Below are 12825 nucleotides of genomic sequence, written 5' to 3'. Positions count from 1 at the left end.
ATTAATTGTTGGGTGAATACAATGTTTCATAAACTGTTCTCTGCAGATCACCGGCTTCGTTGTCACCGCTATAATCCCAGTACATGGCACCTAATAACTCGTTATCCAGAATATACTGACATTTAATGGTCAGTGATTCGATATTCTCATAACCGAATACCAATACCCCGGTGGAATCAGTTAAATAGGGTACTTTGGCAATATCATCCCAATGATAGGTATATCCTTCCATTTCGTGTGCTTTTGTCAAGTCTTTCGGACGGCTGAATCCCTGAACCGCACGTCCGTAGAAAGGCATACCCATAACCAGTTTATGTTTGGGCACTCCTGCTGCCAGATGTTTTTTTATCGCTTCATCCGAAGTGTGTCCTCCGGCATTTTCGGAACGGTATAATGCGGAATGTAATAAAGGCGGATTGCCCATGTCATACGCCATCACATTGGTGAAATCGAGATATTGATCGGTTGCCCGGTAGTCGATATGTTCTGCATTTGCTGCCGTAGCGTGGGTTAATAATTTGTCTTTCCCGATTGCCGCGCGAATATCTCTCATCAATAACGTGTAATTATCCCGGTCGTCGGGAGAGTAGGAGATGCCGGCTAAAGGACTTGTCGGGTATTCCCAGTCGATATCTATCCCGTCCAGTTTAAACGCTTGAACTACGCGTTGGCAATCAGCAGCAAAGCTTTTCCGCAAGTTCTCATCAGCTGCCATTTCACTGAATCTTCCGCTGCCCCAGCCACCGATAGACAACATTATTTTTAACTCAGGATGGTTCGACTTCAGGCCGACAATTTGTCTGAGACGATCTTCTTTGTCAATACGTACACCGTCGAAAGTCTCATTGACATGCCCGAAAGCATAATTGATATGTGTGATATGTTTCGTCTCCGGAATACCATCACTCCAGGAAGTGACATATGCTACGATAACTTTCTCCTGTTTATTGGTCGCTGTTTCATTGGCCGATTTATTTCCGGCACATGCTCCCATAAATAACACTAAATGGATTAGTAATAAATAAAGGTGTTTCATGATATACAATATTATCGGGTGTTGATTTTGTTATTTTTCCATTCTATACAGTCATATACCCAGGTCGTTTTAAGATTATTGCCGTTTTCATCGACACTGAATTTTCCATCTTGAAAATACGCCCGGTATAATTCATAGATCCCATCACTGTTACGATCTTCCAATACTAACTCGCGTCTGTCGGAAATGGTTATATCGGATTTATATTTGAGTTCTTTCGTGTAATAATCAATGATCACATAATAGGATTTAAACAGATCGAAATAAGGATAGTGCCCGTTGTCGGAAGCGAAAAGGATCACCTCTTCTAAGGCTTGATCATTATCCATTTGAACTATTTGGGAGGTATGAATGCCAAATCCACGTTCCTGAGCTTCCGGTGGAAACCTCTCCCAGGTACGAGCGGTACTTACTTGAAATTGCGACCAGGCAGACATACAACAAGTCGTAAATAAGAGTAATAAAATTGTTCGTTTCATATTTTTATACTGTTTCTCCTGATTGACGAATTCTTGAACCGATTAATGCATAATAAAGCATAAATAATTCTCCGAAGATCACAATGAACCACGACCATCTCCAGCCATCAAGGGCATCAGCCAGCATACCTTGTAATAAAGGAAGTATCGCTCCGCCGACAACGCCGATCATAAAAACGCCGGAAGCCACGGAGGTATATTTGCCCAATTGCGCGACAGAAAGGGTGAATATCGCTCCCCACATAATGGAATGGAACAAACCTACGGCTGCCAATAACCATGGATTGTTGAAAGCAATAGCCAGAAGAGTGAGTATGGTCGCACATACTGTGGTAACAACCAGTTGTACGCGGGGAGGAACAGTACTTAGTGAACTGCCTACTAAACGTCCTATAAGCATTCCACCCCAATAGATTGTGGCCATTAGTGCAGGAATAGCGAAATTGATACCGAATAAAGTCAGCGAGCTGTTTCCAAAAAAGGAGAAAGGACCGTTAGCCGTTTCTTGTTCAATCGCATATAAGTTGATATTTGCTCCGATAGCAACTTCAACGCCTACATAAAAGAAAATGGCAATTACTCCTAATGTCAGGTGGCTGAACGACCAGACACTTTTTTCAAGTTTCTCACCGGCTTCTGCTTTTGTCCCCTCAATATCGGGAAGAGATAACTTCATCAGGATACTGACAACTAACCCTATGATAATCATTAATGATAAAAACGGAATCATTAATTGGCTGACCTGTACATCTTCCATAGCCAATCCACCGAATACAATACCGGTCACAAAAAACGGTGCAATCGTCGTTCCGATCGAATTGGCTGATCCTCCGATAGCCATGCGTTGAATCGGTTGAGTCCCTTTGACATAACAAGCGGTTAAGTAGGGGTTGATGACGACTTGTAGAATTGTAGCAGACGCTCCGACAACAAACGATCCCAAAAGGAATATAAAGAAACCGAACGGTATCACATTGGAGCCTAAATTCAAATTCGCATTCGGGAATTGTACGGTAAACCATGAAGAGAGAAAGAAAAAACCTAATCCAAGGATCATAATAAATAATGAACGGATAAGTGTCCCTTTATAGCCATATTTAGTCGTCCAGGAAGAACCGACTCCTCCACATAAAGGATAGGCCAAAAACCAGGAGAAGGTAATCAGTGTCGCAAATGTATTTTTCAGGTCGCCAACACCTGCCAGAAAGGCTTCTTTCAATGGCCCTTGAAACTGGGTGTTTGCGGTGGTCAGAAAACCGACAATGAAGAATAAAAAGACCATTGTGATAAAGGGTCCCAGATAATTCACTTGTTTTTCGTGTTGTGTCATGGTAATAGAGTATTAATTATATATAGGTATAGATATGTCAATCGTTTTTGATGGATCGGTTTGTTATTTTTTATGGGTTATTTGCCATTTTTCAGCCGCTTCTTCATCCAATAGAAATTCGCAATTCGGATGGAGTTGCAGGATAGATGATGGATTTGCTGTAGTAATAGGACCGGATAACATCTCTTTTACAATATCCGCTTTAGAGGCTCCTTTGGCCACCAGGATAATTTTTCGGGCATGCATGATGTTTTTGATGCCTAATGTTAATCCTCCAAGTGCTTTTTCCGGAGGTGTATTCGTCTCTTTTCTGATACGCGCTTCGAGCACTTCATCCATTGCCGAGAGCCATGTTTCGTTTTCAAAAGGAGTACCCGGTTGATTAAAGCCTAAATGTCCGTTTGTACCTAAGCCTAACAGTTGAAGATCTATGCCGCCTTTTGATTCCAGCTTATCCTGGAAAATGTGACATTCTTTTTCAAAGTCATCAGACAGGGTAGGAGGCATGATAAAATGATCGTCGTCAATACCCAGCGCATCGATTAATTGTGTTTTCAGCATGGTATAACAGGCTCCGGCATATTCGCGCGGAACATTCGTTACTTCATCGACACCGAAAAAAGTGACATCCTTGACCTCGAATGGATGAAGCTGATAGATTTCACGAATGATATGATGTAGGTTTTTAGTGGTCTGCCCGGTAGATAACCCAATCACAGCATTGGGTTTGTTTAATATCTCTCCAATCACTCTCCAGGCAGCTATACGATCGAATTGTTGTTCGTCGGATACAATTGTAATTTTCATTGTTTTTATCTGTTTTTTTATAATTAGACTTGCATGGCAACCGCACCGGCTCCCATTAATCCGATAAAATCAGGATTTAGCTTTGTGATAACCACTCCATTGGTGACAAAACGAACAGTCGTTGCATTCAGCTTCTCCAATATCTTTGTATGCAGATAGCCATCAGAGACGATACCTCCGCCAAGCACTACCGTGTCGGGGTCGCTTACCCGGACCAGGTTCATAATTAAATTAGCTAATGCCTGTGCCGCATTATCCACCAAGACGGCACATAACGGATCTCCTTTCTGGCTCAAGGCATAAACATCTTTTACCTGAATACGCTCTTCTTCATTCGTCGGGATCTGCAGCTTTGTTTTGTATTTCTTGGATAATAAACGGGCGCATTGGTCAAAGCCGGAACCCGAAGCGATTAGTTCGACACAATCCATCCGTCCGCATCCGCATTGAATACCAATGTTTACACCGACCTTGGTATGTCCGACTTCCCCGGCATTAAAATGACTGCCGCGTATCTGTTTACCGTTGACAACAAAACCTGCCGCTATTCCGGTTCCTACATTTATATATATGAAGTTTTGAGAGATCCGTCCGAACCCAAAATGACGTTCAGCGCGTGTGGCGGCTTTGACATCATTATCGATGTAACAGGGTATCTCGTAGATATTACTTAACTCCTGCGCCAAATGAATCGGTTGTGTGCGTTTGGGATCTATCTGTAACCAGATGCCATTGACCGGATCAACCCGGCCAATCAATCCGATACCCATACCTAAAGGTTTACTATTCGTCCATCCTACGGTTTGGATATAATCATCCAACGATTTTTTGATGATTTGCAGGGCGGATTGTTGATTGAAATACCCCGAATCATATTTTTTATATCTCAGGATATTCCCGGAGTTGTCCATTTCGCCGATCAGTAGTTTTGTTCCTCCTAAATCGAGACCTAAATAAGTTTCCATATTTTTTTGTTCAAGATGAAATGAGCGTTTCTGATACACATATGTTATAGCGATCTATTCGTTTGTTATTTTTTATTCTGAATACAATACTACGAGGATTTAATATAAAACGGGTTTAATTTCTATCAAAAAAAGTTTGTCAACAGTTAATGACAAACGATTTGATACTTTTTCACCCCCAAAAGGATAGCAAACGAAAGTAGATAAATCTTCAAAACCGACTGACCTGATACGTTGAAAAACAACCGGATCGATCTGTCGTTTCTATTGCATGAAGAGACGGAATGATGTTGAACCGAGATTCGTTTGACAAATGTCGAATGATTGTTTCACAATTGTGGAATGATCATTTGATAATTATAGAACGATCGTTTGACAATTGTCAAACGAATTTGTATTGGCGATGAAAGGAGATTTATAATACGATGATTTAAACAGGTTCTGGCGACGATTTACTCCTCTTTACTGGGACTATGGCCGAATTGTTTTTTAAAGCTGGTGCTAAAGTATTTAGGATCGGCAAATCCGACCATCAAGGAGATTTCGCTGATCGAATATTTCTTTGTTTTCAGCAGTTCCTTGGCTTTATTGAGCCGGATGATTCGTATAAAATCGTTGGGCGCCTGATCGGTCAGTGTTTTTATTTTGTTGTAGACCGAAGTACGGCTCATTCCTAATGCTTTGCAAAATTCATTGATAGAGAAATCGGGGTTAGACATTTCCTGCTCGATAATAATGATGGCTTTATCGAGGAACTCTTTATCCAACTGGTTGGAGTAGCTCACCTCTTCCAATTTGTTTTCTGGGGAGAGGATCATCTGTCGTTGTTGCTCGCGGTTCTGTAGGATGTTCTTGATGCGAACCCTCAGTACAGAAAAATCAAACGGTTTAATGATGTAATCATCTGCTCCGGATTCCAACCCGGTGATGATATTTTCTCTTTCATTCAATCCGGATAATAGTATAATAGGTATATGGCTTGTTTCCATAGATGATTTTAACAGGCTGCACATCACATCACCCCGCAGATTGGGCATGAGAATGTCGGATATAATGATATCGGGATTTAATGCTTTCGCCTGTTCCATGGCTGCTTTTCCATCCGTAACGCTGATTACCTGGTATTCTTTGGAAAGGCTTTCGGACAGATATTCGCGCATATCTTTATTGTCTTCGGCCAATAAGATGGTCGCTTTTATAGTGGTTTTACCGGGGGAAACGATCTTTTTACGGGTCGTTTCTTTTTTGTTGTCGACTTCGACTTTCCACATCGCATCAATTTTGATCGGGAAAGAGATTTTGAAGATGGATCCGTTGTTTTCATTGCTTTCAAAAGAGATGTTTCCGCGATGTAATTTAACTAATTTCTGCGTCAATAGTAGGCCGATGCCGGAGCCGCTCTCTTTCGAGTTGATCGCATTGCCGGCCCGGTAGAATTTTCTGAAAAGATTTCTTTGTTCGCCCTGTGGAATCCCGATGCCGGTATCTTTAATTTCCAGGATCCATTCCTGTTTGGTGTGGCTGACGATGACAAGTACGGAACCTTCTATGGTATATTTGATCGCATTGGAGATTAGATTATCGACGATCTTATCCATTTTACTTTGATCGAGCCAGATTAATTGCAGGTCGGGGTCGGGGATAAATTGCAGATTGATGTTTTTCTGCATGGCTGCAATACTGAAATTATTTACTTTTTCGCGTAAATACTGGTTTAACTCGATCTGACTGATGATTAATTTGGAGGTCGAAAAATCGGCTTTCTGAAAATCTAACAATTGGGTGACCATCGCATGTAGTTTTTCTGCATTGTGACTGGCGATAGCGATGTTTTTCCGGCCATGTTCGGAAAAATTCTCCTGTGCTTCCAATTCACTGAGCGGAGCTTTTATGAGTGAAACGGGCGTTCGGATATCGTGGGCGATATTCACGAAGAAATCGATTTTTTCCTTCGATTGACGCTCTTCTATTTTGTTTTGGATATATAAAAAGGTGAAATAGGCTAGAAGCAGGAAGAATATACTGTAGATGAGGATCGCCAAATTGGAGGCCCAAAACGGTCGGTTGATGATGATTTGGATCTCTTTTTCTCCGATTACCTCATGGGTGTACTTGTTCAGGGCTTTCATCTTGAAAAGATATTTCCCCGGTGAAATGTTGGTATATCCGACCGTATGTGTCTCGTCGGCCTGTTGCCAATCGGTGTCGAAACCCTCTAACTGGGTCTGATATTCGATTTGATAGGGATACACAAAATTGATCGCTGAAAAAGAAAAAGCGAAAGAGTTTTGCTCATATTTTAAATCGATCGAACTGCTTTTATTGATCGCTACATGTAGAGGTGATTTCTTTTCACCGGGGATAACCGATTTGTTAAATAGTTTAAAATCTGTAAAAATAGCCTGGATGGAATCTTTGTTTTCGATCGTAAACCAGGGCGAGAACTCAATTACGCCATTCGCTGTACCAAAGGTTAAATATCCGTCGTTTTTTAATAGGGCGGTATAGGAATTGTAGTATCCCCATTCCAGATTCACGTATTCGTTCATTCCTGTGATATTCCCTGTTTCCGGATCAATACAAAAGATATCTTTTCCTGTACTGGCCCAGATCTTACCCAACTGATCTTCGACTAAATTATTGATGTAACCCGATTTGGGCATATTGAAGATTGTAATCACCTTAGATTCTTCGGCTTGTTGATTGTAACAAAGGAACTGATTCGTACTGATTCTGATCCACAGATCACCATTGGATCGTTTGAAAAAGAAATTGAGAGGGAGGGGTATTTGAATCCCATTGAGTTCGGTATGTCTTGTTATTTCACCCGTTTTTAAATCAAGGATATCCAATCCTCCGCATGCCGCCATCAGGAGTGTTTGATCATAGCCGGGAATAAGAGCACCAACACAATCTAAGGGATAGTAGGTATAGGTGTCGGTTTGTCTGTTATAGAGCGTTAACTCTCCTTCGATTCCCGAAAACCAGATACTGTCGCCCATCGCGTATATTGAAAAGATATGATCGGTACCGACTCCTTTATCACTCTGTTGCGTGGAACGGCTGGGTAATTTTTTAATGGTTCCGTTTTTTTTGTTAATCATATAGGCGCCTGTTGCGTAACCTCCTACCCAGATGTTCTTTTCCCCGTCTTCAGTGATGGACAGGATAACGGAGGCATGTTCGCTATGCGTATTTGCATCGTTTAGATAATGGGTCCACTTATTTATTTTCGGTTGATAGAGGCTGGCTCCGTTATTGGTGGCATACCACATATCGCCATCCGAGTCTTCATAGATTGCATTTACATGGTTGGAGAGCAGCGAGTTGTCGTTTTTGTATTCATGTTTGATGAAAAGAATATCCGGATATTGGGGATCCAACATGCTTATCCCATTTGTTGAAGTGCTGGTCCATATACAATTGCGCTCGTCGACATAGAGGTCTGAGACTGTATTGCCGCATAAACTATATTCATCGTCTTCATCGGCGACATATCGTTTGAAGAGTTGTTTGCCGGATAGATCGGTGCAGTAGAGTCCGGCTCCGTCCAAGCCAATCAATAATTGCTGATTCAGTGTTGTTGTTATGCTTCTGACAGGGGTTGATGGTATACAGTTAGAGAAATCGGTGATCTCTTTGGTTTCCCGGTTGAGTGCATATACGCCATTGGAGAACGTACCGATATATAATTGTTGGTTGTAGGCATACAGGTATTCGATCCTTGTTTCGACAGGTAACTGGATCTTTTTGGGGAGGAAGAAAGAGTGATTGTTGCTGTTTTCTTTTATTTCATACAAATGTTTGTGCGTACCTACATAAAACGTATACTCATCGGTTTGTGTAATTCGTGTGACTGTTTCGAAAGATAAATCGGAGATTAACGTTGTGGTCTCCTTTTCCAGATCATAGAGGTATAAACCGGAGGTCATACAAAGCCATAACCGATTAGAGGTATCAAAATAGATCGAATTCAGTATCGGAGGTTCTGAGAAAAGTCCGGTCAAATCAATTTTTAGGGTGAAAATATCCAGTAAATCGTTATAACAATAGATCAGTCCGTTTTTTAGCGATACCCATAAAAGGCCGGTCTGGTCTTGGGTTAATGTGGAATACGCATTAAGTCCTTCGGTATTTTGTTGATTGTTGCTTAGTAAAGGGTAATGTTTGATTTCGCTACCGTCGAAGCGGTCGATGCCGACATTAGTGCCAAACCACATAAAGCCGGTGGAGTCTTTTGTGATTTGAAAAACACGTCTGCTGCTTAATCCGTTTTCCATATTTAAGTGGCGGAATGAATCAGCCCAAGAGAGCGAAAGAGGTAAAAGAGCGAAACTAAATACAATCCAGAGTTTTTTCCAAGTATACATATAAGCAGTGTTATAATAAGGCAAACATAATGAAAAAAGATGAGTTTTTGTACCTTTACAGCAAATTACAAGGCGAATGGCTAAAACAAAAACTGTATATGTTTGCTCCAATTGTGGAGCAGATTCTCCGAAATGGGTAGGTAAATGCCCCGGTTGTGGGGAATGGAATACCTATGTTGAAGAGTTGATCGCTAAAGAGCGATCAGCTAAACGTCCTATCCCCGGTTTATCCGATAAGGATAAGGTTCGACCACAATTGTTGAAGGAGATCACCACCACGGAAGAGTCGCGTATCGATTTGAATGACGCGGAATTGAATCGTGTATTGGGTGGAGGATTGGTCAAAGGATCTCTGGTTTTGATCGGAGGTGAACCGGGTATTGGGAAATCGACTTTGGTTTTGCAAACCGTACTTGGGTTGAAAGGGTTACGTTCTTTGTATGTGTCGGGCGAGGAGAGTAGTCGACAGTTGAAACTGCGTGCTGATCGTTTGACACACGATAATCCGGATTGTTATATTTTATGTGAGACAAACTTGGAGCATATCTTTGCGCATGCACAAAATGTACAGCCCTCTTTGATGATTGTTGACTCTATTCAAACGATTTATACCGAATCGATCGAATCTTCCCCGGGCAGTATCTCTCAGGTACGCGAATGTAGTGCAACAATCTTAAAATATGCTAAAGAAACGGGTATCCCTGTGCTTTTAATCGGTCATATCAATAAAGAAGGAAGTATAGCCGGCCCGAAAGTGTTGGAGCATATCGTAGATACGGTTCTTCAGTTTGAAGGAGATCAACATTATATGTACCGTATCTTAAGAAGTGTTAAGAATAGATTCGGAAGTACCGCTGAATTGGGTATTTATGAAATGCGACAAAATGGACTGCGTGAAGTGAATAATCCGTCGGAGCTCCTATTGACTCAGAATCATGAAGGGTTGAGCGGGGTTGCTATTGCCGCTACTATAGAGGGGGTTCGTCCGTTTTTGATCGAAACACAATCCTTAGTCAGTTCGGCTGTTTATGGTACCCCGCAGCGGAGTGCTACAGGTTTTGATCTTCGTCGCATGAATATGTTATTGGCTGTATTGGAGAAGCGTGCCGGATTTAAACTGGGTCAGAAAGATGTATTCCTCAATATTGCAGGAGGTTTGAAAGTGAACGATCCGGCTATCGACTTGGCTGTGATCAGTGCGATTCTTTCTTCCAGCTTGGATATCAGTATAGAACCGGGTACTTGTATGGCCGGTGAAGTCGGCCTTTCGGGTGAAATTCGTCCGGTTAACCGCATAGAACAACGAATCCTGGAAGCCCAAAAATTGGGTTTTACCCGGATAATCATACCTTATAATAACCTGAAAGGAGTTGATACGCAAGGTTATCAGATCCAGGTTGTACAAGTAAGAAAAGTAGAAGAAGCTTTCCGTTTATTATTTAGTTGAAATTGAGGACTGTATTGCGACATTGTTTATATCCCCTGTGGATTATGCAATAAATAACAGTGCTTTCAGTTTTATGTATAAGTAAGCAGACGAAAATATGAAAATAACATTTATCACTCCCCCTTCATTCGACGGACTTAAACCGGCCGAACGAACGGCAGGATGTACGCGTGTCGTTTACGATATGCCTAATATATACGAATTGACCGTTGCTGCGGTCTTGGAAAATGCAGGATACGAGGTGGTGTATAAAAACTTTGTATTGGACCAATTATCTCAGGAACATTGTTTGGATTTTTTGCGGCAAGATGACAGCGACTGTTATTGTTTTTGGTCGGTGAATCTGTCGGTTCCGACCGATATGCAGGTACAGGCCTTTATTCATGATCACCGTCCTGACGCCTGGTGTCTTTTCCTTGGACCGGGAAGCACATATTTCACAAAAGAGTTTTTGATTCATCCCAAGGCGGTGGTGGTAAGAGGCGAACCGGAAGATACGATCCGGGAACTAATCGCAAATATCTTTTCCGGAGAGGAATGGAGATCGGTTCGGGGCATTTCATATTATGATGAAGTGGGTCGCCGGGTGATACACAATCCGACGCGTCCACTGATCAAGAATCTGGATGAACTGCCTTTTCCGGCTATCCATTTCATTGAAAAATATACTTTTTCCAATCCGAAACTAAAGGTTTCGCCGTATATGGCCGTAGTTTCATCACGCAATTGTCCGTTTAAGTGTATCTATTGCGTGCCGAGTTCATTGACTTTTGCCCGTGAAATCGAGTATAAACGTGAGAATGCAGATAAAAAACCACCGATAGGCTTTCGTTCTCCGGAAAATGTCGTGCAGGAAATCGAAGCGTTGGCTCAAAAAGGATACAAGGCAATCGGTTTTATGGACGATAATTTTATCGTAAACAAAAAACGACTGAAGATTATCGGGGAAGCCTTGAAGAAACATGGTATTGTCTGGGGATGTCAGGCACGAGTTGATGCCATCGATGAGGAGATCGCTCTTTTATTGCAGATGTATGATTGCCGGTATGTTGATCTGGGGGTTGAATCGTTTAATGATGAGATCCTTGCATACATCAAGAAAGGGTTTAAGGAAGAGCAGATCTATACTGCTATCGCTTTATTGAAGAAATATAAAGTGCCTGTAAAACTGAATATACTGATCGGAACCAGCCCGATTGAGACGACGGAGACCATTAAGGATACGTTGCGGAAAGCCAAAAAGTTGAAAGTCGATCAAGTGATGTTTAACATTGTATCACCTTTTCCTGCAACTGAATTTTATACCATGGCCAAGCAAAACGGATGGATTGAAGGAGGGGAGTACACCCCAACGGATGTGCAGCGGCATTCTATTTTGAATTATCCGAATCTGACTGCTGCCCAGATGGAGAGACTCTTATTCTGGAATAATATCAAATTCTTTTTGTCGCCCTCTTTTATCTGGAAGAATATCCGGAAATTCTCTTCGTACAACGATTTTAAAATAGCCTTAAAAGCTATGAAAATAAAATTATTTGGATAGTCTGAACATATGTTGAGCATTGTTATTCTGACATGGAACTCCGAACGTTATCTGCGCAATTGCCTGGAGGCCGTTATAGCCAGTACGGTAGATCTATCCGACTATGAAATCATCATTGTGGATAATGGCTCGACAGACGCTACACTTCAATTGATACATTTGTATCAGGACAAAATGGATTCGTTGATTCTGCTTCAAAATCAGGTGAATTTAGGTGTGGCAAAAGCCCGCAATCAAGGAATAAAACAGGCAAGGGGAGAGTACATCTGGCTTTTGGATGTCGATACGGTGATCAACAAAGCGGCCTTATCTGCGCTATTTTTATTTATGCATGAACATCCACATTGTGGTGTTTGCGGTTGTAAACTGATGAATTCGGAAGGGGAAGTGCAGCATAGTTGCCGCAGGTATCCTTGGTTTCGGTATAAACTCTATAACGTATTTTGTCGTATTTTGCCAAATAAAGGCGTTTTAAGCGCATTTTGGGAAAAAGTGAATCAGCTTAGCCGGAAACAGTTTTATTTGGCTCAAATGGACGGAAAAGTGCCTTTTTCGGTTGAATACTTGATTGGAGCCTGTCAGTTTATTCGCAAAGAAGTTTTTACAGCTATCGGATTATTGGACGAGCAAATCTTTTATGGTCCGGAGGATGCCGATTTTTGTCTGCGAGCAAATGAAGCTGGCTGGGAGGTCTGTTATTTGCCACAGGTCTCTTTTATCCACGAGTATCAACGCATGACCAATAAACATCTCTTCTCGAAAATGAGTTGGCGGCATATAAAGGCACTGTTTTATTTTTACCGGAAACATGCCCATTGTAAAAAGCAACTCAAACATCCGAATTAAGA

Annotated in this window: 9 protein-coding genes; 3 read left to right on the top strand and 6 right to left on the bottom strand. The window is 41.7% G+C overall.

Annotation, left to right across the window (positions count from 1 at the left end):
* Position 1 precedes the first annotated feature (1 nt).
* From M2135_RS13515 to M2135_RS13490, 6 genes are all read right to left on the bottom strand, one after another.
* Positions 2-1036, bottom strand: a complete 1035-nt coding sequence (locus tag M2135_RS13515) for a glycoside hydrolase family 18 protein (protein ID WP_280749051.1) — start codon at positions 1034-1036, stop codon at positions 2-4.
* Between the two features lie 11 nt (positions 1037-1047).
* On the bottom strand, positions 1048-1515 hold the full coding sequence (locus M2135_RS13510) for a hypothetical protein (protein ID WP_280749050.1): 468 nt from the start codon (positions 1513-1515) through the stop codon (positions 1048-1050).
* A 4-nt stretch (positions 1516-1519) separates the two neighbouring features.
* Positions 1520-2845 (bottom strand): MFS transporter, encoded by a 1326-nt coding sequence (locus M2135_RS13505; protein WP_280749049.1) that lies wholly within the window; start codon positions 2843-2845, stop codon positions 1520-1522.
* A gap of 63 nt (positions 2846-2908) precedes the next feature.
* Complete coding sequence (locus tag M2135_RS13500; RefSeq protein ID WP_280749048.1) at positions 2909-3652, bottom strand: glucosamine-6-phosphate deaminase; 744 nt, start codon at positions 3650-3652, stop codon at positions 2909-2911.
* Between the two features lie 23 nt (positions 3653-3675).
* Positions 3676-4617: an ROK family protein gene (locus M2135_RS13495; RefSeq protein WP_280749047.1), complete on the bottom strand. Its 942-nt coding sequence runs from the start codon at positions 4615-4617 to the stop codon at positions 3676-3678.
* A gap of 452 nt (positions 4618-5069) precedes the next feature.
* Positions 5070-8987: an ATP-binding protein gene (locus M2135_RS13490; protein ID WP_280749046.1), complete on the bottom strand. Its 3918-nt coding sequence runs from the start codon at positions 8985-8987 to the stop codon at positions 5070-5072.
* 76 nt (positions 8988-9063) lie between these two features.
* Between M2135_RS13490 and radA the strand changes: the two genes are divergently transcribed.
* From radA to M2135_RS13475, 3 genes are all read left to right on the top strand, one after another.
* Positions 9064-10434 carry a DNA repair protein RadA gene (radA, locus tag M2135_RS13485; RefSeq protein ID WP_280749045.1) on the top strand — a complete coding sequence of 457 codons (1371 nt, stop codon included), beginning with the start codon at positions 9064-9066 and terminating at the stop codon, positions 10432-10434.
* A 97-nt stretch (positions 10435-10531) separates the two neighbouring features.
* Positions 10532-11977 (top strand): radical SAM protein, encoded by a 1446-nt coding sequence (locus M2135_RS13480; protein WP_280749044.1) that lies wholly within the window; start codon positions 10532-10534, stop codon positions 11975-11977.
* 9 nt (positions 11978-11986) lie between these two features.
* Complete coding sequence (locus M2135_RS13475) at positions 11987-12823, top strand: glycosyltransferase family 2 protein (RefSeq protein WP_280749043.1); 837 nt, start codon at positions 11987-11989, stop codon at positions 12821-12823.
* Positions 12824-12825 lie beyond the last annotated feature (2 nt).

The sequence above is a fragment of the Parabacteroides sp. PF5-9 genome (assembly GCF_029893105.1).
In the GTDB taxonomy this organism is placed as follows: domain Bacteria; phylum Bacteroidota; class Bacteroidia; order Bacteroidales; family Tannerellaceae; genus JARXWG01.
Note: the sequence above shows the minus strand (reverse complement) of the source record. Positions and strands in the feature narration are given on the sequence as shown.

Excerpts from the sequence above, each read along its gene's own strand:
- M2135_RS13515 (WP_280749051.1), bottom strand. The coding sequence starts at position 1,036 with ATGAAACACCTTTATTTATTACTAATCCATTTAGTGTTATTTATGGGA.
- M2135_RS13510 (WP_280749050.1), bottom strand. The coding sequence starts at position 1,515 with ATGAAACGAACAATTTTATTACTCTTATTTACGACTTGTTGTATGTCT.
- M2135_RS13505 (WP_280749049.1), bottom strand. The coding sequence starts at position 2,845 with ATGACACAACACGAAAAACAAGTGAATTATCTGGGACCCTTTATCACA.
- M2135_RS13500 (WP_280749048.1), bottom strand. The coding sequence starts at position 3,652 with ATGAAAATTACAATTGTATCCGACGAACAACAATTCGATCGTATAGCT.
- M2135_RS13495 (WP_280749047.1), bottom strand. The coding sequence starts at position 4,617 with ATGGAAACTTATTTAGGTCTCGATTTAGGAGGAACAAAACTACTGATC.
- M2135_RS13490 (WP_280749046.1), bottom strand. The coding sequence starts at position 8,987 with ATGTATACTTGGAAAAAACTCTGGATTGTATTTAGTTTCGCTCTTTTA.
- radA (WP_280749045.1), top strand. The coding sequence starts at position 9,064 with ATGGCTAAAACAAAAACTGTATATGTTTGCTCCAATTGTGGAGCAGAT.
- M2135_RS13480 (WP_280749044.1), top strand. The coding sequence starts at position 10,532 with ATGAAAATAACATTTATCACTCCCCCTTCATTCGACGGACTTAAACCG.
- M2135_RS13475 (WP_280749043.1), top strand. The coding sequence starts at position 11,987 with ATGTTGAGCATTGTTATTCTGACATGGAACTCCGAACGTTATCTGCGC.